An 18,544-nucleotide genomic window follows, 5' to 3' on the forward strand; every position below is an offset into this window, starting at 1 on the left:
CGGCCCGAAGGGTTGAGTCGCTGTGGGCGCCATGCGGCGGCGCGCGGCTTGGCCTGACAGCCAGTCAGACGCTGCGCCACGCTCCACCACCTGACGCCCACAGCGACTCAACGCGGGCTACGCGGAGATAGGGAACAGGCTCTTAAGCCCTGCTGCTAAAGTCAGCATATGAATCCTTCGTGCAACCTATTCATCGTCGGCCCGACCGGCGCCGGCAAGACGTCGATCGGTCGACGCCTTGCCGCGCATTATGGGCTGCCTTTTCTCGATCTCGACCAGGAGATCGAACGGCATTGCGGTACCAGCGTGAGCACGGTGTTCGAACTGGAAGGCGAGGCCGGCTTCCGCCGCCGCGAAAGTACGCTGCTGGAAGAATGCAGCAGCCGCAGCGGCGTGGTCTTGGCCACCGGGGCCGGCGCGGTGCTCGATCCAGTCAATCGCCGCTTGCTTATCGAGCGCGGCTACGTGCTGTGGCTGCAGGCCACATTGGAACAACAGCTCGAACGCCTCGCGCGCGACCGCAGCCGCCCTCTGCTCGCCGGTGAAGACCGTGGCGCGAAGCTGGAGGCGATGGCCTTGGCGCGCACCCCGTTCTATGAAGAAATCGCCGACCTCATCATTCCCGGCGAGCACGAACTCGTCCTCGCTGCCAGCGAGCGCAGCATCGCCCTGATCGACCAACACTGGCAGCGCCAGCACGCCGCATGACTATGACCAGCAAGCAAGACACCCGCACCATCGACGTCGCCCTCGGCCAACGCAGCTATCCGGTATGGATCGGCCAGGGCCTGCTCGACGACCACACACGTTGGCGCAGCGCCCTGCGCGGCCGACACGCGCTGGTTATCAGCAATCGCACGGTGGCACCGCTTTATCTGGAGCGTGTAGCGAAAGGGCTGGACGGACTGCAGTGGTCGCCCTTCCTGATCGACGACGGCGAAGCCCACAAGACCTTCGCCAACGTTGGCCTGGCGCTGGAAGCCCTGGCGCAGCTCGGCGCTACCCGCGATGCGTGTGTCGTAGCGCTGGGCGGCGGTGTCGTCGGCGATCTTGCGGGCTTCAGCGCAGCCTGCTGGATGCGTGGCATCGACTTCATTCAGATGCCTACCACCTTGCTGGCGATGGTCGACTCCTCCGTCGGCGGCAAGACCGGCGTGAACCTGCCCGCCGGCAAGAATCTGGTTGGCGCCTTTCACCAGCCGCGCGCCGTGGTCGCCGATATAGACACCCTCGCCACCCTGCCCCAGCGCGAGTACCGCGCGGGCCTGGCCGAGGTGGTGAAAGGTGCGGCGATCGGCGACCTGCCCTTCTTCGAATGGCTGGAACGCCACGCCGATGCCCTGGCCGCACGCGAGACGGCGCCGCTGATCGAAGCCATTGCACGCAAGGTCCAGTACAAAGCCGGCGTCGTCGCCCGCGACGAAACCGAACAAGGCGAGCGCGCCTTGCTCAACCTCGGCCACACCTTCGGCCACGCGCTGGAAGCCGCTGGCAAGTACACCACCACGTTGTTGCACGGCGAAGGCGTGGCGGTGGGCATGTTGCTGGCTGCGCAATTGTCCGAACGCCTGGGCATGAGTCAGGCCGCCGACACCGCCCGCCTGCACCGCCTGCTGACCACGCTTGGCCTGCCTACGGCGATTCCGCCAGGCATGGACCCGGAGCAGCTGTTGGCCCTGATGCGCCTGGACAAGAAGAACACGGCCGGCACGCTGCGGCTAATCTTGTGGCGGGGCGTTGGTAAGGCAGAGATTGTGAGCGGCGTGGCTGAAGACGCCGTGCTCGCAACGCTAAGGGACGCCATTACGGCATAAGTACCGGAAGTTCGCTGAGTCATAAGCTCCTGCGTCTTCCTGTCTCTTGCGCACATCTCACGTCGGCATGGAGCTGCTCTTTCGACCCATGTGGATATCACTACCTGCAGATGAGCGAGGTTTTGCCTTTGATCTTTGGGGGCCCCTGTGAAGCGGTGGGGGCTGGACGAAAAGGCCCGCAGGGGCATGGGCACGTATGCCCATGCCTTTTCGACACGACAGGGACGTCGTGTCCCCATGTCATCTAAGAGCAGGCCCGGCCAGACCTCACGGACCCGCAGGCGAAGCCGGAGGGCGCGGAACCGGGGTGGCCTCTCTTTTGGTTACTTTTCTCTGGCCAAACAGAGAAAAGTGACCCGGCCTCCGGCAGGAGGACGGAAGCCCGCGGCAGGCGAGCCAGGTCGCGATAACGCGACAACCGAGCGATAAGTCACTGGGTCCCGGCCTACGCCGGGACGACGAAGTAGAAGCGGTATCGCGAGCCCCCCCCTCACCCCAAACCTCTCCCCGGCAGGGAGAGGGAGCAGAAGCATGCTCATGCACACGTTGAATTGTGCACAAGAGACAGTGCGTCACCCCTGCACTCGCTACAAACAGCCCAGCCTTCTAGAATGCCGGGCCTGCGGTACGCCGTGCCGCAATCACCACACTGCCTTCCATGCGCCTCTACCTGCAAACCGCGCCCGCTACCAGCGAAGCGCCACGCTACGTCCAGATCGTGCTGGAGCAGGATCTGCTCGGCGGCTGGACGCTCTATCGCGAATCCGGTGTGCAGGGCGGCAAGGCCAGCCTCAAGCGCGAACAGTTTCTTGAGCGCGACGACGCCATCGCCGCCTTCGAGAAGGCGCGCGATGCGCAGCTCAAGCGCGGCTTCCGCGTGATGTTCAGCCAAGGCATGGAAGGCCCCTACGGACGCTGAAATGACTGATGCATTAAAGAATGATCGCTTCCTGCGCGCCCTGCGCCACGAGCCCACCGACACCACCCCGATCTGGGTGATGCGCCAGGCCGGCCGCTACCTGCCGGAATATCGCGCCACCCGCGCGCGCGCCGGCAGCTTCATGGCGCTGGCGCAGAATCCGGAGCTGGCCTGCGAGGTGACGCTGCAGCCGCTTGAGCGCTTCGAACTCGACGCCGCGATTCTGTTCTCCGACATCCTCACCATTCCCGATGCCATGGGCCTCGGCCTGAGCTTTGCGCATGGCGAGGGCCCGCAGTTTGCCCATCCGGTGCGCAGCAAGGCCGACATCGACAAGCTTGGCGTGCCCGACATGGAAGGCGAGCTGCGCTATGTGATGGACGCCGTGCGCCTGATTCGCCGTGAGCTGCACGGCCGCGTGCCGCTGATCGGTTTCTCCGGCAGCCCGTGGACACTGGCCTGCTACATGGTGGAAGGCCAGGGCTCGCGCGACTTCGCCACGCTCAAGGCGATGTGCTGGAACGAGCCCAAGCTCGCCCACCAATTGCTCGACACACTGGCGCAATCCGTCGCCGCTTACCTCATCGCCCAGGCTGCCGCTGGCGCGCAGGCGCTGATGGTGTTCGACACCTGGGGCGGCCTGCTCGGCCCGGCCGCGTTCCGCGAGTTCTCGCTGCGCTACATGGCGCAAGTGATCGCGGCGCTGAAGGCCGACCCGCACGCCCGCGAATTGCCGGTGATCCTGTTCTCCAAAGGCGCCGGCCGTCACCTCGCCAGCATGGCCGACACCGGCTGCGCCGGCCTCGGCGTGGACTGGACCATCGACCTCGCCGATGCCCGCCAAGCCGTTGCCGGCCGCGTAGCCCTGCAGGGCAACCTCGACCCCGCCGTGCTGCGCTCCAATCCCGACACCATCCGGCGCGAAGCGCGCGCCGTACTCGACAGCTACGGCAACCACCCCGGCCACGTCTTCAACCTCGGCCACGGCATCACGCCAGAGGTGGACCCGGAACACGTGAAAGTGCTGGTCGACGAAGTGCACGCCTACGGGCGCACGCTACGCGGAAGCTGAGGAAGAGATCGCCATGGCGTGGATGGTCACCAAATACCTGCTGACCGCCGCCGTGGTGGTGATCGTGTCGGAAGCCGCCAAGCGTAGCGATAAGCTCGGCGGCTTCATCGCCGCCCTGCCCATGGTCACCGTGCTGGCGCTTATCTGGCTGTACGTAGAGCGCCAACCGCAGGAAAAAATCGCCAACCACGCGTGGTACACGTTCTGGTACGTGGTACCCACACTGCCCATGTTCCTGGCCTTCCCTGTGCTGCTGCCACGCATCGGCTTCTGGCCCACGCTGCTGGCCTGCGTCGTCATCACGGTTATTTGTTTTGGCTTGTTCGCGCTCCTAGTAAAGCGATTCGGGATTCAGTTGCTGCCTTAGCCACCTTTTATCGAGGTATGACCATGCGCCACAACCGCTCCATACCCTCAAGCACGATCATCCCGGTGCTGGGCTACTCCGAGGTGCGGCAGGCGGCTGAGTGGCTGTGCCGTGCGTTCGGATTCAGGGAAAGGCTGCGCATCGGCGACCACCGCATCCAGCTCGAATTTGGCGACGGTGCCGTAGTCGCTTCGGATGCGGGTCCGGAAAACGCATCCCGCGTATCGACCCATTCGACCATGGTCCGGGTCGAAGACGTCGACGCGCATCACGCAAAAGCAGAGGCCGCCGGAGCAACCATCCTCCATCCACCCACCAGCTATCCCTACGGCGAACGCCAGTATTCCGCAACGGATATCGGCGGGCACACCTGGACCTTTTCCCAAACCATCGACGATGTCGATCCGGCCAGCTGGGGCGGCGAGCTGATAACAAGCCGATGACCCTGTAGGAGCCCACCCTGTGGGCGACCCGGCGCGCAAGCGCCGATCCATGGCGTCTGTCATTCGGGCCTTCCATGGCCCTCGCCCTTCGGGCGGCCTACACCGTGCAAACCGGCTTTCCTGCCGGTTTGTCGCGCACAGGGTGCGCTCCTACGGGACTCCCCCAGCCCTCATCTCGTTTGAGTGGGTACCTAGCTGGCTTTTTGGCACCCCAGCCGCCCCACCCGTACAATCGTCCCTTTAAACGCCAATCCCCCGCGCCCCTCCCGGCGCGCAAAGACGAGCCCCCGATGGACAAGAGTTTCGAGCCCCAGCAGATCGAGTCGAAGTGGTACGCACGCTGGGAGGCCAGTGGCGTATTCAAAACGAGCACGGGCCAGCCGTCGGGGCAAGGCGAGCCGTACTGCATTCTGCTGCCGCCGCCGAATGTCACCGGCACTCTGCACATGGGCCACGCGTTCCAGCAGACCGTGATGGACATGCTGATTCGCTACCAGCGCATGCGCGGCATGAACACGCTGTGGCAGGTGGGTACCGACCATGCTGGTATCGCCACCCAGAAGATCGTGGAGAACCAGCTCGCCGCCGAAGGCAAGACGCGCCATGACCTGGGTCGCGAGCCGTTCGTCGAGCGCGTGTGGCAGTGGAAGGAGGAGTCCGGCTCCACCATCACCAACCAGATGCGTCGCCTCGGCGTGGCCGCCGACTGGTCACGCGAACGCTTCACCATGGATGAAGGTCTCTCGGCCGCCGTGCGCAAGGTGTTCGTGGAGTGGTATCGCACAGGCCTGATCTACCGCGGCAATCGCCTGGTGAACTGGGACCCGGTGCTGGGCACCGCCGTCTCCGATCTCGAAGTGAACAACGTCGAGCGCGACGGCCATATGTGGTCGATTCGCTATCCCGTGACTGGCAGCGGTGAAAGCGTCGTGGTCGCCACCACACGTCCGGAAACCATGCTGGGCGACGTCGCCGTCGCCGTGCATCCCGACGACGAGCGCTATCAGCACCTGATCGGCAAGATGCTTACCTTGCCGTTGAGCGGCCGCCAGATTCCGGTGATCGCCGACGACTATGTCGACAAGGATTTCGGCACCGGCTGCGTGAAGATCACGCCCGCACACGACTTCAACGACTACGCCATCGGCCAGCGCCATAACCTGACGCCGATCGAGATCTTCACGCTCGAAGCCAAGGTCAACGGCAACGCGCCAGCCAAGTACCAAGGCATGGATCGCTACGAAGCTCGCAAGGCCGTGCTCGCCGATCTCGAGGCGGCCGACCTGCTGGTCGAAACCAAGCCGCACAAACTGCAGGTGCCAGTGAGCCAGCGCTCCGACGCGGTGATCGAGCCCATGCTGACGGACCAGTGGTTCGTCGATCTCACGTCGGACGTCCAAAAAGATGGCCGCCCCGGTGGCCGCAAGGCCATCACCGAGCCGGCGCTGGAAGCCGTGCGCGGCGGCGAGATCAAGTTCGTGCCGGAGAACTGGAGCACCACGTACACGCAGTGGCTCGACAACATCCAGGACTGGTGCATCAGCCGCCAGCTGTGGTGGGGCCACCGCATCCCGGCGTGGTACGACGAAGCGGGCAATATCTTCGTCGGCGAAGACGAAGCCGATGCGCGCAAGCACGCTACGGTCGCCCCGGTCGGCGCACTCAAGCAGGACGACGACGTGCTGGACACCTGGTTCAGCTCGGCGCTGTGGCCGTTCTCCACGCTCGGCTGGCCGGCCAACGGCCCGGTGAAAAACGAGCGCGGCGAGATCGTCGCCCAATGGGAGAACGACAAGATCTTCCTGCCCAGCGCCGTGCTGGTCACCGGCTTCGACATCATCTTCTTCTGGGTCGCGCGCATGGTGATGGCGACCAAGTACTTCACCGGCAAGATTCCGTTCCGCGAGGTCTACATCAACGCCATCGTGCGCGATGCGGAAGGCCAGAAGATGTCCAAGTCCAAGGGCAACACCCTGGATCCGCTGGACCTGATCGACGGCATCGAACTGGAAGCGCTGGTCGACAAGTCCACCAAGTCGCTGCTGATTCCGCAGGTGCGCGAGAAAGTGGAAAAGCGCATCCGCAAGGACTACCCCGCCGGCATCCCCGCCATCGGCACCGATGCGCTGCGCTTCACTTTCGCCGCGCTGGCCAGCTACAGCCGCACCATCAACTTCGACATCAAGCGCGCCGAAGGCTACAAGGCCTTCTGCAACAAGCTGTGGAACGCGGCGCGCTTCGTGCTGATGAATATGCCGGAAGGCGAATTGCCGCCAGCGCCCGCCGCACCGGCCACCGAAGCGGAACGCTGGATCCTCACCCACCTCAAGCAGACGCTGGTGGAGGTGGAGCAGCACTTCGTCACCTACCGCTTCGACCTGCTCGCGCAGGCGCTGTACGAATTCACCTGGAACGAGTTCTGCGACTGGTTCCTCGAGCTGTCCAAGCCCGCACTGAATGGCGACGATGCCATCGCAGCCGCTTCGACTCGCCACACGCTACTGGTTGTGCTGGAAACCGTGCTGCGCGCACTGCATCCCATCGTGCCCTTCATCACCGAAGAAATTTGGCAAACCGTGGCACCGAAGCTGGGCATCCAGGCCGAGGGCATCCTGCAGCGCCCATGGCCGAAGGCTGACGACATCCCCACCGACGAAGCGGCCACCGCCGAAATCGAGTGGTTCAAGAACGTGCTGAGCGGCATCCGCCGTATCCGCGCGGAAATGAACATCGCCCCCGGCAAAACCATCCCGCTGCTGCTCGCCGATGGCGACGCCACCGATCGCACACGCGCCACCAAATTCGCCGCACAGATCAGCTTCCTCGCCCGCGTGGAAGCACCGCAATGGATCGTATCCGGTGCCGACGAACCCGCCGCTGCCGCTGCCGTGGTGGGTTCCCTGCGCGTGCTGATCCCGCTCGCAGGCCTGATCGATCTTGGCGCCGAGAAGACACGCCTCGCCAAAGAAATCGGCCGCATCGAAAGCGAGATCAAAAAGTGCGAAGGCAAACTGAGCAACGCCAACTTCGTCGCCAATGCACCGGCTGAAGTGGTTGCGCAGGAGCGTCAGCGCATTGCCGATTGGGGTGTACAGCTCAATGCGCTGCGGGAGCAGGCGCAGAAGCTGGGCTGATGCTCTTGCTCCTCCCCCTGCTTGCGACGCAGAGCTAGTCCCGTGGGACAGGGGGAGGTTGGGAGGGGGTGAACACTTGCCAAAACCTTTCCCGAAACGCTTTCTCAAGTACTCACCCCTCCCCAGCCCTCCCCTGCAAGCAAGGGAGGGAGCCAAGGCGATGCGTCAGCGAGCCTGCTCTTGATCTTGGGCCCCCTGTGCAGCGGTGAGGGATGGACGATCAGGCCCGCAGGGGAACCGGCATGGATGCCGGTTCCTTTTCGACACGACAGAGACGTCGTGTCCCCATGTCATCTAAGAGCTGGCCCGGCCAGCCCTCACGAACCCGAAGGGCGCGTAACCGGGGTGGTCTTTCTCTTGGTTACTTCTCTTGACTCCGGGCATCCATGCCCTCCGCCCTTCGGGCCAGCTGCGCTGTTCGCCATCGCTCCTGCTCAGGCGTGACCAAACTAAAGAGAAGTAACCCGGCCGCCGGCAGGCGGACGGAAGCCCGCCGCAGGCGAACCCGGTCGCGACAACGCGACAATCGAAGCGCTAAGTCACCGGCGCCCGGCCCCGCGCCGGAGTGACAAAATAGAAGCGGCGACCCAAGCGCCTACGGCGCCACCAATTCCAACGCCATCACAATGGCATCCTCCCGCCCCACCTTCGCCGGGTAATACTTCGGCCGACGGCCGATCTCGATAAAACCCACCGACTGATAGAGCGTCTGCGCCACCGGATTCGAAGGCCGCACTTCCAGAAACACCCGCTGCGCACCATTCCAGCGCGCCACATCCAGCAAGCGCTTCAGCAAATGCCGCCCAAGACCCAGCCCGCGATGCGCCTGGCCGATGCAAAGGTTGAGCACGTGCGCCTCGCCCGCTGCCACTGAAAGCACGCCGTAGCCAGCGACCTCGCCGTCCACCCACAGCACCCAGCATGGATGTCCGGCTTTAAGGCAATCGCTGAAGATGCCCTCGCTCCATGGAAAATCGTAGGAAGCACTTTCCATCGCGCTGACCGCAGGCAGGTCGTCGCGACGCATGGCGCGAACTTCCGCATGGGGCCGGGCGACGGCGACCACTTGGCTCAGCCTCCCGCCTGCGCCAGGGCGCGGCGCAGACTGCGCAAAGCGTTCCACAGGCGCCGCTTGCCGGCTGCGGAGGCATACACGCTGGCGGGTTCGTCCGCCAGAACGATATGCGCCTGATTGAGCGTGGCCGCAGGCAGTTCACGCCCCAAGGCGTGCGCCTGGGCATCGCCGAACACCAGATAGGCACGGGCCACCGGGGCCGAGGCCAGATGCCCATCGCGCACCTCGATACGCGCGGCGCGGGCCAGGGCCGGGCCGAAGGAATGAAGCGCCCGCCCAAGCAGGTCCAGCGCTTTCGTATCGCAACCCGCGGGCAGCAACACCACGCAGTCGCCGACCTGGGCGTCCGGCATGGGCGCCGCGGAAACGGAACCGGGCACTTCCGCCGGCATTGGCGCGGCACGGCGCACCCACGGCGTCACACCGAGGGCACGCAAGACCCGCGTGCGATGCGCCGAGCTGGCAGCGGCCTGGGCCATGGCGCTCACGCCACGCCTCGACGGCGGCGACGCGTAGCCCTTCCCCACAAGGTCATGACAGGGCCGGACAACAGGTACAGGGTGAACACCACGAACAATACGCGCGGCGGGTCCACGAAGAACGGAATCAGAATGAGCAAGCCGACGATGATCCACAGGAACGGCACGCGATCGCGGTCGCCCATCGGCAGCGACTTGAAGCTGTAGTAGCGGAAGCGGCTGACCATCAGCAAGCCGACGGTCACAGCCATGAACGGCGTAAAGAAGCACACCTCCTCGCCGACCACACCGAACTTGTCCATGCTCCACACGAAAGACATGCACACGGCCGCCGCCGCCGGGCTGGCCAGCCCCTGGAAGTAGCGCTTGTCGGCCACGCCGACCTGGGTGTTGAAACGCGCCAGGCGCAGCGCCGCGCAGGCCGCGTAGATGAAAGCCGCCGCCCAGCCGATCTTGCCCCACAGCGGGCCGTAATTCTTCAATGCGGACAGCGACCAGGTGTACATCACCAGCGACGGCGCCAGCCCGAAGCTGACCAGATCGGAGAGAGAGTCGTACTGCACGCCGAATTCGCTCTGGGTGCCGGTGGCGCGCGCCACGCGGCCGTCCATGCCATCCAGCAGGGCCGCCACGAACACGGCGATGCCCGCGTCGCTGTAATTGCCGCCGATGCTCGCAATGATGGCGTAGAACCCGGCGAACATGGCGCCGGTGGTGAACAGATTCGGCAGCAGGTAGATGCCCCGATGCCGCGGCGGGCGGACTGGCGTGCTCTCGCTCATGAAACAATCCGTGACGGAATACGCGCAGTGTAAACCATCGCTTGAGTCCGATCCGGCGGGGTGCTAACAAGGGCGCCACACCTCTGAACCTCCCGGAGAAGACCATGCGTCGCCCGTTGATCGCCGTCGCCCTGCTGCTGCTTGCCCCCCTGGCCATGGGCCAGGCTTACAAGTGGACCGATGCCAGTGGCACCGTGCACTACTCTGACAATCCGCCGCCGAAGGGCACCCAGTTCAAGCGTGTCACCACCACCGGCAGCGTCCAACCGCTCGCCGAGCCAGCGGCGCATGGGCCCGAGAGCACATCGCACGAACCGGCCAAACCAGCCGCAGCGTCCACCGCTGCTCAGAAGCCAATGGCCGACACCCCGGAAAACCGCACCAAACTCTGCGCCACCTTGAAGAGCAACCTGGAAACACTGCGCAGCAAGCAGCCGGTGGTGATGCAGGAAAACAACCAGCCCAAGCTGCTGGACGATGCCCAGCGGCAGCAGCAGCAGGCCACCGCGGAAGCCCAGTACAAGCAGTTCTGTCCGAACCAGTAGGCGTTTTGCCCCGCCCGCCGGGCACGGCGGGCGGCAAGGCGGCGCGGAGCCGGTACTGCGGGCCGCTATAATCGGTTCTTTTTCACGCCGGATTCGCCCGCATGCGCCTTAGCCAGTTCCACTTGGCCACCGTCAAGGAAGTCCCCGCCGATGCCGAGATCGCCAGCCATCGCCTGATGCTGCGCGCCGGCATGATCCGCAAGCTCGCCTCCGGCCTGTACACCTGGTCGCCGCTAGGCCTGCGCGTGCTGCGCAAAGTGGAACAGGTGGTGCGCGAGGAAATGAACCGCGCGGGCGCCATCGAAATGCTGATGCCCTCCGTGCAGCCGAAAGAGTTGTGGGTGGAAACCGGCCGCTGGGAAAAATTCGGCGGTCAGCTGCTGAAGATCAAGGACCGCAAGGAGCAGGAGTTCTGCTACGGCCCCACGCATGAAGAAGTCATCACCGATTTCGCGCGCAACGAGCTGAAGAGCTACAAGCAGCTGCCGGTGAATTTCTATCAAATCCAGACCAAGTTCCGCGACGAGATCCGCCCCCGCTTCGGCGTGATGCGCGCTCGCGAATTCCTGATGAAGGACGCCTACTCCTTCCACCTCACCCAGGAATCGCTGGCCGAAACCTACGACGCGATGTACCAGGCCTACAGCCGCATCTTCACCCGCCTGGGCCTGAAGTTCCGCGCGGTGCAGGCCGACACTGGCGCCATCGGCGGCAATGCCAGCCATGAGTTCCAGGTGCTGGCCGATTCGGGCGAGGACGCCATTGCGTTCTCCGATGGCTCCGAATACGCCGCCAACATCGAGAAGGCCGAAGCACTGGCTCCGGCCGGTGCCCGCCCTGTCGCCGCGGCCGCACTGCAGCGCGTCGACACGCCCACGCAAAAGACCATCGACGAGGTCGCCACCTTCCTTAAGGTGTCTCCACAGCAGTGCATAAAGACCATTCTGGTGCAGGGCAGCCAGGGGCTGGTCGCGCTGTGCGTGCGCGGCGACCATGAGATCAACGAGGTGAAGGCCGGCAAGCTGGCCGAGCTGCCGGGCGAATCCGTGCTCGCCACCGAAGCGGAGATTCTCGCCGTCACCGGCACCCGCCCGGGCTTCATCGGGCCGGTAGGGCTGCCTGCCGAGATCCCCGTTATCGTGGACCGTAGCGCAGCCATGCTGGCCGACTTCGTCTGCGGCGGCAACGCCGACGGTACCCACTACACCGGCGCCAACTGGGAGCGCGACGCGCGCGTCACCCGCATCGAAGACCTCCGCAAAGTGGTCGAGGGCGACCTCTCGCCGGACGGCAAGGGCACGCTGCACATCGCGCGCGGCATCGAAGTCGGCCACGTGTTCCAGCTGGGCAATAAATACGCCGAAGCGCTTGGCGCCACCGTGGTGGACGACCAGAGCAAGGCCCAGGTGATGCTGATGGGCTGCTACGGCATCGGCGTCAGCCGCATCGTGGCCGCCGCCATCGAGCAGCGCCACGACGAGGCCGGCGTGATCTGGCCGGAGGCGATGGCGCCCTGGCGTATTGCTGTCTGCGTGATCAACCCGAAGAACAGCCCCGCCGTGGTGGAGGCCGCCGAGGCGCTCTATCGCCAGCTCAATGAGCGCGGCATCGAAACCGTGCTCGACGACCGCGGCCTGCGCCCTGGCTCCATGTTTGCCGATATGGAGTTGATCGGTATTCCGCATCGCGTCGTGGTGAGCGAGCGCGGCATCGCCGCCGGCACGCTGGAATATCGCGCGCGCCATGAAACGGAAAGCCGCGCCATCAGCGCCGACGAGTTGTTCGCCCTGCTCGGCTGAACTTGCTCGACTGAACCGGCACGACATAACCGAATGGCGGCAGCCCCGCCATTCCGGCCTCCATCGCTAATCAAAACGGCCGCATGATGCGGCCGTTTTGCTATCCGCTATCGGGAAACACATTAGGCAGAACGCGGAATCCTTCCAAAATAGATTGGCCATTGCGAAAGCGACGCCTAAGCCGGGCGGGATTATCGCAATCATTTACGAGCATCCACATCCGCTTTGCAATTGACGAAAAATTCATGGAGAATCATTCGCGCAACACACTGGCTTTTTAGTTTCAACTAAAACAACAAATGCCTCTAATGGCTCATTATCATCCCGGGAGTCGTCATGGCCGTCGATATCAAAAATCTCAATCACAATCAGCTCAATGAACTGATCAACAAGGCGCAGCTCCGTCAGAACGAACTGCGCAAGGAAAAGGTCGGCAAGCTGCGCGAAAAGATTCACGCATTGATCAAGGCCGAGGGTTATGCCTTCGAAGACATCTTCGGCCAGGGTGTACGTGGCAAGGCCCGCAAGTCGGGTGGCATCGTGCCGCCGAAGTACCGCAACCCGGCCGATCCGGAGCAGACCTGGTCCGGCCGCGGCAAGCGTCCGCGCTGGTTCAACGATGCGCTGAAGGCCGGCAAGAAGGAAAAAGACCTGGCGATCTGACCCGCCCGGTTCGTGCACGACAAAACGCCGGCCATTGGCCGGCGTTCTTATGAGTGCATTCCAGTCAATTCAAAGCGAACGCCGCGGTGCCACCAGCAAATCGCCAAACAGCAGCCCCGCGACCAGTGAAATCAACAACGTTATCAGCAGCACGCCGGTATCCAGGCCAAGCGAAGTATCGCGCTCCAGCAAATACGATACGCTGCGAAATCCCACGCTGCCAGGCACCAGCAGAATGATGCCCGGTTCGCGAACCACCGCCCCCGGGCGATGGGCATAACGCGCATACACATTGGCCAATGCGCTGAGCATGAAACCGCCCAAAAATACGCCAAAAGGCGCCGCCGGCACGGCGCCGGAAACGAGTCCGCCCCAGCGCGTGGCGAGATAACCCAGCACCACGGCAGCCATCACCACCAGCCAATCCTTTCGCGCGGCGCGAAAAGTGATGGCGAAAGCAAAGGCCGCCGCCAGTAAAGCCGGATAATCCGTCCACGCCGGCAACGGCGGTAGCGCGAAATCGTGCGGGTAAATACCTACCGCGGCGCACAGCTGCGTGCCAGCCACGGTGCCGAAGGTCAGCTTGAGCAGGCTCGACACGGCCCCGCCCATCCTCGCCATGCCGGCCACCAGATGCTGACTGGAAATCTCGCGGACGCCCGTGGTCAACGCCATGCCGGGCACCAGCACGATCAGGCTGGCCAGCACCACCGACTTGATCGCCAGCGGCACCACAAAAGCACTCACCACGATCGCCACCACGGTGGCCACCAGCGCACAGATCGCCTCGCTGGCCACCGCCAGGCGCGGTCGCTTCGCCGACAACACCGTGATCATGCCGATGATCAAACCGATCAGCGCGGTCGTGAGCAGGTCCGCCCACGAACTGTGCAGCAGCAAGGCCACCACACTGGCCGCCGCCAGCCCGTAGCTGGCGATCACCCCGGCCTGGGCGCGGCGGGTATCCGGCTTGCCGAGTTCCCGCAACAAACGAAAACCTTCGCGCAGATCCAATTCACCGGCGATCACCTGGTCGGCGATCAGATCCGCCTGACATAGGCGTGCAAGATTCACGTCGCCCGGTGGCAGGCGCATCACCTGGGTCACCTGGGCCACGCCATCGTCGCCCTGGGCTAGGTCCGCAAAGGAAATGATGATCGCCGTGGGGCTGGACCAGACATCCGCCGCCAGCCCCAGCCGCTGCGCGGAACCGGAGATCGCCATCTCCAGACGCGGTGCCGAGGTGCCGTACTGGTGCAGCCGGCGCGCCAACTCCACCAGAAAGGCAATACGGGTATTCAGCGCCGTAGTGGCGAACTGGGTGGTCGACAGCGAAGCAGGCGAAAAAGTCATGCCGCATTCTTACCCGGAAGCCAGGGGCTTGAATACGTTTGGCCGTCCAGGCGATGTGCCTACCAGAGATTCAGATGGCAGCTACCAGCACCGCCGCCAAGCCAACCGGCCAGCAAGAACACCACCAGTACCGCCATCACAGAACCAGCCAACCCGATAAGCCGACGGCGCCACAGCCCCGCCTCACGACGCATACGGGACGCAATCACAGCAGCCACAAGCAACAGCACCGGCACCAGCGGCCACGCATACATCGCCATCAAGACCAACAAGAGCAAGGACCAACCGAATGCATCTTCCCCACATGCAGGAAGGTTGACTCCCAGCATCGCGGCAAAGAGCAATGCCAGTATCCATGCCAATACAAATCCGAAGCGACCGAGCCAGGCCATGATGCGCGAACCCTCCATGGATGACGTCAAGCGACTGGCCTTACTTTCAACGTATTGCCGTCCACGGCGATCACCTCGACCGTGCTGCCCTCGGGCAGATCCGGTCCGCTGACCAGCCACAAACCATCCCCTACGCGCGCCTTGCCGCGACCGTTGACGATGGCTTCCGCCAGCACATAACGCTGCCCGATCTTTTGCTCGCCGCGCCGATTCAGACGCGTGTCGCCAGGCTCGGCGCGCTGCAGCTTCGGACGCAGCAGATACCAGTAAGCCGCGCAGGAGAGAAAGGCCAGCACAACGAAAGCGATCGACTGCGACAGCAGCGACAGTTCCGGCCATACCAGCATCAACACGCCGGTAATCGCTGCGGCGATGCCGATCCACAACATGAAATAGCCGGGCAGCATCACCTCCATGGCGATCAGCACCAGTGCGAGGATCCACCACAGGTAGTGCGTTGCAGTGCTTGCAAACATGAAACACCCCCAAAAGAAACGCCGAAGATGATGCTGTAGGAGCGCACCCTGTGCGCGAAAGGTACTTGAAGGTGTCGTTGCCTTCGACCCAACAAGCGGGCGCCTGTCGGCACCTTTCGCGCACAAGGTGCGCTCCTACATGAGCCCGTTACGTGCGCCGGGCTGCGGCTTTCTCCTGCTGCTGCCCCAGTGACTCCTTGGCCAGCTCGGCGATACCCGCCAATGAGCCCAGCACGCCGGTCGCCTCTATCGGCAGCAACAGCATCTTCTGATTCGGCGAGTGCGCCATTTCCTTCAACGCTTCGACATACTTGTTAGCGACGAAGTAGTTGAGTGCGTTGACGTTGCCGTTGGCAATGGACTCGGAAACCATCGCCGTCGCCTTGGCTTCGGCTTCGGCCGATCGTTCGCGTGCTTCGGCGGCGCGGAATGCCGCTTCCTTCTCACCTTCGGCGGCAAGGATCACCGACTGCTTCTCGCCTTCGGCCTTGAGGATCGCCGCCTGACGGAAGCCTTCCGCCTCGAGAATGTTTGCGCGCTTCTCGCGCTCGGCCTTCATCTGTCGCGCCATCGAATCGATCAGGTCGCGCGGCGGCGCAATATCCTTGATCTCGATGCGGTTCACTTTGACGCCCCACGGATGCGTCGCCTCATCCACCACACGCAGCAACTTCGCGTTGATGGCGTCGCGCTGACTCAGCGATTCGTCCAAATCCATCGAGCCAAGCACGGTACGGATGTTGGTCATCACCAGCGCCAGCGCCGCCTGTTCGAGATTGGACACCTCGTAGGCAGCCTTGGCCGCGTCCAACACCTGATAGAACACCACGCCATCCACGCGGACCACGGCGTTGTCCTTGGTGATCACGTCCTGCGACGGCACATCAAGCACCTGCTCCATCATGTTCATCTTGCGGCCGACCGCATGATAGATCGGCATAAGGAAATGCAGGCCGGGCGTGAGCGTGCGCGTATAGCGACCGAACGTCTCCACCGTCCACTCGAAACCTTGCGGCACGATGCGAACGAGTTTGGCGATCGCGATGATCGCGACGACGACAAAGACCAGTGCAAAAAGCTGTCCCATTGCCACCCTCCTATCCATGACGAGGGCTTGAGTATAGGTGACGCCTACGTTGAATAGATCAGAGCATCCCTAGGGTGGCTGGTTACGTGATTACATAGCCTTGAGCGGCAGTAGCAGACTCACCCGCAGGCCGCCCTGTTCACGGTTGGCCAGCATGATCCGCCCGCCATGGGCTTCCACGATCTCGCGCGCCAGCGCCAGGCCCAGGCCGGTACCGGAACGCTTGGTGGAATAGAACGGCAGCAGCGCCTGCGCCAGCACGGTTTCGCTCATGCCTGGGCCGCGGTCCGCCACTTCGATGCGCAGATCGTGCCCGATCACCACCAGCGCCAGCGACACTTCGTGCTCCGCACCACCCGACTCGTGCGCGTTCTTGATCAGATTGATCAGCACCTGCTCGATCTGCGCGGCATCGAACCAGCCCGGCTGCTCCGGCGGGTTGCCCTGCAACTGGAAAACACAGTGCAAGGCCAGGCTGTCGAGGAAAGGCTTCCACTCGATCGGCACCGGCTGCGGCGCCGGCAGCTTGGCGAAGCTGGCATAGCCGGCGATGAAGCCGTGCAGGTGTCGCGTACGTTCGCCGATGGTTGCAAACACGCCAGGCAAGCGCGCGACATCGCCACGCCGCGCCAGCTCCGCACCGGAATGCGCCAGCGAGGAAATCGGCGCCAATGAATTGTTGAGTTCGTGACTGATGACGCGGATCACCCGCTTCCACGTCGCCACTTCCTGCCGCGACAACTCGCGCGTCATGCGCCGAAACAACTGCAGACGATGCGGCCGGCCTTGCAGGCGGAAGCTGCGCTGGGACAGATGAAACGTCTCCTCGCTACCGTCCATCTCCACCGTCAGCAACGCATCTTCACCGCCCTTCACCGCCTTCTGCAGCGCTTCGGGCGACCCTTCGATCAGCTCGAGAAAATCCAGCCCGTGCAGGCTGCGCCCCTCGTTGAACAGGTGACGGGCAGCGATGTTGGCGTAACTCACGCGACCGTTGGCATCCGTGAGCACCAGCGCCACCGGCGTGTTCTGCACCACCGTATCCAGCAGCAACTCACGCTGGGCCAGATGCTGGCGCTGCTCGCGCAGCGTTTGTCCGAGCGCGTTGTGCATGCGAATCAACTCGCCCAGCTCATCACCGCGCGTGGCCGCGATGGAGAAACTGAAATCGCCGTCGCGATAACTGGCAACGGCACCTTCGAGCGCACGCAGCAGCCGGCTCAGCGGATGCATCACACGCCCCGCCAACCAGATCGACAGCGGCACAGCCAGTGCGGCGCTGACCAGCAACCCGCCCCAAATACCCATATGCGCCGGCGCCTTCACGGTGACGCCCAGATCCTGCTTCATCCATTGCAACAACTGCGGCAGCGGCCACTGCGTCACGCCAACGTAGATCAACGCACCCGACACATAGGCTAGACACAGCAGCAGAGTAAGGCGCGCTTCCAGCGTATTCAGACGGCGAAGCACCCTATCGCTCCGACGCAGGTTTTGTACTAGGGGTCAGACAGGACGACGCCGTTGGATTCATTTCGCAGTTGGGCGCCGGACGGCCATACGCCGACTTCCCCGACTGAATCAGAATGCGGGGCCTGTCTGCCTTGTCATCACTCTTGAGGTGGAAACTGCCGGACTGCTCACGCGGCACCGTAGCGTTGCTGCCGTAACTCACGCTGGTAGCCGAAGCCGGCGCGGCCCAATGATCACTCCTGACCGAAGCCGGTGGCGCGGACTGGCCTTGCGCCGTTGCAGCGGCCAACAACAATGCGCAGACCATGCCTGACATAAACCACAGACGCATAACCAGCTCCCTAGGTGAATTGACGATAGCCCGCATCTTGATATGCCCCACCAACCATCGGCAACCATCTTTAGACATGTGCACGCAGGCGAAAGCCTGCCGCTCTTGACGTTGCTTTTGACCTTGGGTCCCCTGTGCAGCGGTGAGGGCTGGACGATAAGGCCCGCAGGGGCATGGGCACGGATGCCCATGCCTCCCGACAGGACACCAAACGTCGTGTCGAAAAGCCCGGCCAGACCTCACGGACCCGCAGGCGAAGCCGGAGGGCGCGGAACCGGGGTGGCCTCTCTTTTGGTTACTTTTCTCTGGCCAAACAGAGAAAAGTGACTCGGACCGCGGC

General features: G+C 63.8%; 18 protein-coding genes. 10 read left to right on the forward strand and 8 right to left on the reverse strand.

Going from position 1 to position 18,544, the window contains the following annotated elements:
* Nucleotides 1-168 precede the first annotated feature (168 nt).
* The 7 genes from OUZ45_RS17820 (at nt 169) to OUZ45_RS17850 (ending at nt 7,749) form a co-directional block, all read left to right on the forward strand.
* Nucleotides 169-708: a shikimate kinase gene (locus OUZ45_RS17820; RefSeq protein ID WP_266171516.1), complete on the forward strand. Its 540-nt coding sequence runs from the start codon at nt 169-171 to the stop codon at nt 706-708.
* Entirely contained in the window at nt 705-1,814 is a 1,110-nt protein-coding gene (gene aroB, locus OUZ45_RS17825) for a 3-dehydroquinate synthase (protein WP_266171517.1), read from the forward strand. Before OUZ45_RS17820 ends, aroB begins: the two co-directional genes overlap by 4 nt.
* A 658-nt stretch (nt 1,815-2,472) precedes the next feature.
* Nucleotides 2,473-2,733, forward strand: coding sequence for a WGR domain-containing protein (locus OUZ45_RS17830; RefSeq protein WP_266171519.1), 261 nt, complete (start codon nt 2,473-2,475; stop codon nt 2,731-2,733).
* 1 nt (nt 2,734) lies between these two features.
* A complete protein-coding gene (gene hemE, locus OUZ45_RS17835) occupies nt 2,735-3,805 on the forward strand; it encodes a uroporphyrinogen decarboxylase (RefSeq protein ID WP_266171521.1) in 1,071 nt (356 codons plus the stop codon).
* A 13-nt stretch (nt 3,806-3,818) separates the two neighbouring features.
* On the forward strand, nt 3,819-4,172 hold the full coding sequence (locus OUZ45_RS17840) for a DUF3147 family protein (RefSeq protein ID WP_266171522.1): 354 nt from the start codon (nt 3,819-3,821) through the stop codon (nt 4,170-4,172).
* A gap of 23 nt (nt 4,173-4,195) precedes the next feature.
* Nucleotides 4,196-4,615 (forward strand): VOC family protein, encoded by a 420-nt coding sequence (locus OUZ45_RS17845; protein ID WP_266171523.1) that lies wholly within the window; start codon nt 4,196-4,198, stop codon nt 4,613-4,615.
* 290 nt (nt 4,616-4,905) lie between these two features.
* Nucleotides 4,906-7,749 carry a valine--tRNA ligase gene (locus tag OUZ45_RS17850; protein WP_266171524.1) on the forward strand — a complete coding sequence of 948 codons (2,844 nt, stop codon included), beginning with the start codon at nt 4,906-4,908 and terminating at the stop codon, nt 7,747-7,749.
* A gap of 595 nt (nt 7,750-8,344) precedes the next feature.
* On the opposite strand, the gene rimI is transcribed toward OUZ45_RS17850, so the two are convergent.
* Genes rimI through OUZ45_RS17865 form a run of 3 tightly spaced genes read right to left on the reverse strand, consistent with a single transcriptional unit; the run spans nt 8,345 to nt 10,085 of the window.
* Nucleotides 8,345-8,815 carry a ribosomal protein S18-alanine N-acetyltransferase gene (rimI, locus tag OUZ45_RS17855; protein WP_425601712.1) on the reverse strand — a complete coding sequence of 157 codons (471 nt, stop codon included), beginning with the start codon at nt 8,813-8,815 and terminating at the stop codon, nt 8,345-8,347.
* 5 nt (nt 8,816-8,820) lie between these two features.
* Nucleotides 8,821-9,303: a hypothetical protein gene (locus OUZ45_RS17860; RefSeq protein ID WP_266171544.1), complete on the reverse strand. Its 483-nt coding sequence runs from the start codon at nt 9,301-9,303 to the stop codon at nt 8,821-8,823.
* 5 nt (nt 9,304-9,308) lie between these two features.
* Nucleotides 9,309-10,085, reverse strand: a complete 777-nt coding sequence (locus OUZ45_RS17865) for a CDP-alcohol phosphatidyltransferase family protein (RefSeq protein WP_266171527.1) — start codon at nt 10,083-10,085, stop codon at nt 9,309-9,311.
* A gap of 104 nt (nt 10,086-10,189) precedes the next feature.
* On the opposite strand from OUZ45_RS17865, the gene OUZ45_RS17870 reads away from it, so the two are divergent.
* The 3 genes from OUZ45_RS17870 to OUZ45_RS17880 all read left to right on the forward strand — a co-directional run bounded on the left by OUZ45_RS17870 (nt 10,190) and on the right by OUZ45_RS17880 (nt 13,092).
* Nucleotides 10,190-10,630, forward strand: a complete 441-nt coding sequence (locus tag OUZ45_RS17870; protein WP_266171528.1) for a DUF4124 domain-containing protein — start codon at nt 10,190-10,192, stop codon at nt 10,628-10,630.
* Between the two features lie 101 nt (nt 10,631-10,731).
* Nucleotides 10,732-12,429: a proline--tRNA ligase gene (locus OUZ45_RS17875; protein WP_266171529.1), complete on the forward strand. Its 1,698-nt coding sequence runs from the start codon at nt 10,732-10,734 to the stop codon at nt 12,427-12,429.
* Nucleotides 12,430-12,765: 336 nt separating this feature from the next.
* The gene (locus OUZ45_RS17880) at nt 12,766-13,092 is read left to right on the forward strand and encodes an H-NS histone family protein (protein WP_266171530.1); all 327 of its coding nucleotides are present in this window, start codon (nt 12,766-12,768) and stop codon (nt 13,090-13,092) included.
* Nucleotides 13,093-13,161: 69 nt separating this feature from the next.
* Here the strand turns inward: OUZ45_RS17880 and OUZ45_RS17885 are convergent, their stop codons facing one another.
* The 5 genes from OUZ45_RS17885 to OUZ45_RS17905 all read right to left on the reverse strand — a co-directional run bounded on the left by OUZ45_RS17885 (nt 13,162) and on the right by OUZ45_RS17905 (nt 17,873).
* Entirely contained in the window at nt 13,162-14,445 is a 1,284-nt protein-coding gene (locus tag OUZ45_RS17885) for a threonine/serine exporter family protein (RefSeq protein ID WP_266171531.1), read from the reverse strand.
* Between the two features lie 59 nt (nt 14,446-14,504).
* The gene (locus OUZ45_RS17890) at nt 14,505-14,837 is read right to left on the reverse strand and encodes a hypothetical protein (RefSeq protein WP_266171532.1); all 333 of its coding nucleotides are present in this window, start codon (nt 14,835-14,837) and stop codon (nt 14,505-14,507) included.
* A gap of 26 nt (nt 14,838-14,863) precedes the next feature.
* On the reverse strand, nt 14,864-15,313 hold the full coding sequence (locus OUZ45_RS17895; RefSeq protein WP_266171533.1) for an NfeD family protein: 450 nt from the start codon (nt 15,311-15,313) through the stop codon (nt 14,864-14,866).
* Between the two features lie 148 nt (nt 15,314-15,461).
* On the reverse strand, nt 15,462-16,400 hold the full coding sequence (locus OUZ45_RS17900; RefSeq protein ID WP_266171535.1) for an SPFH domain-containing protein: 939 nt from the start codon (nt 16,398-16,400) through the stop codon (nt 15,462-15,464).
* Between the two features lie 90 nt (nt 16,401-16,490).
* The gene (locus tag OUZ45_RS17905) at nt 16,491-17,873 is read right to left on the reverse strand and encodes a sensor histidine kinase (RefSeq protein WP_266171536.1); all 1,383 of its coding nucleotides are present in this window, start codon (nt 17,871-17,873) and stop codon (nt 16,491-16,493) included.
* Nucleotides 17,874-18,544: the final 671 nt, after the last annotated feature.

The organism is Dyella subtropica, assembly GCF_026283965.1.
Taxonomy (GTDB): domain Bacteria; phylum Pseudomonadota; class Gammaproteobacteria; order Xanthomonadales; family Rhodanobacteraceae; genus Dyella_D; species Dyella_D subtropica.

Bases quoted from the DNA above. Each gene is read 5' to 3' on its own strand.
- OUZ45_RS17865 (WP_266171527.1), bottom strand. From the start codon at position 10,085: ATGAGCGAGAGCACGCCAGTCCGCCCGCCGCGGCATCGGGGCATCTAC.
- OUZ45_RS17885 (WP_266171531.1), bottom strand. From the start codon at position 14,445: ATGACTTTTTCGCCTGCTTCGCTGTCGACCACCCAGTTCGCCACTACG.
- OUZ45_RS17860 (WP_266171544.1), bottom strand. From the start codon at position 9,303: ATGGCCCAGGCCGCTGCCAGCTCGGCGCATCGCACGCGGGTCTTGCGT.
- OUZ45_RS17850 (WP_266171524.1), top strand. From the start codon at position 4,906: ATGGACAAGAGTTTCGAGCCCCAGCAGATCGAGTCGAAGTGGTACGCA.
- OUZ45_RS17895 (WP_266171533.1), bottom strand. From the start codon at position 15,313: ATGTTTGCAAGCACTGCAACGCACTACCTGTGGTGGATCCTCGCACTG.
- OUZ45_RS17830 (WP_266171519.1), top strand. From the start codon at position 2,473: ATGCGCCTCTACCTGCAAACCGCGCCCGCTACCAGCGAAGCGCCACGC.
- OUZ45_RS17845 (WP_266171523.1), top strand. From the start codon at position 4,196: ATGCGCCACAACCGCTCCATACCCTCAAGCACGATCATCCCGGTGCTG.
- OUZ45_RS17870 (WP_266171528.1), top strand. From the start codon at position 10,190: ATGCGTCGCCCGTTGATCGCCGTCGCCCTGCTGCTGCTTGCCCCCCTG.
- hemE (WP_266171521.1), top strand. From the start codon at position 2,735: ATGACTGATGCATTAAAGAATGATCGCTTCCTGCGCGCCCTGCGCCAC.
- aroB (WP_266171517.1), top strand. From the start codon at position 705: ATGACTATGACCAGCAAGCAAGACACCCGCACCATCGACGTCGCCCTC.
- OUZ45_RS17900 (WP_266171535.1), bottom strand. From the start codon at position 16,400: ATGGGACAGCTTTTTGCACTGGTCTTTGTCGTCGTCGCGATCATCGCG.
- OUZ45_RS17875 (WP_266171529.1), top strand. From the start codon at position 10,732: ATGCGCCTTAGCCAGTTCCACTTGGCCACCGTCAAGGAAGTCCCCGCC.
- OUZ45_RS17880 (WP_266171530.1), top strand. From the start codon at position 12,766: ATGGCCGTCGATATCAAAAATCTCAATCACAATCAGCTCAATGAACTG.
- OUZ45_RS17840 (WP_266171522.1), top strand. From the start codon at position 3,819: ATGGCGTGGATGGTCACCAAATACCTGCTGACCGCCGCCGTGGTGGTG.
- OUZ45_RS17890 (WP_266171532.1), bottom strand. From the start codon at position 14,837: ATGGCCTGGCTCGGTCGCTTCGGATTTGTATTGGCATGGATACTGGCA.
- OUZ45_RS17820 (WP_266171516.1), top strand. From the start codon at position 169: ATGAATCCTTCGTGCAACCTATTCATCGTCGGCCCGACCGGCGCCGGC.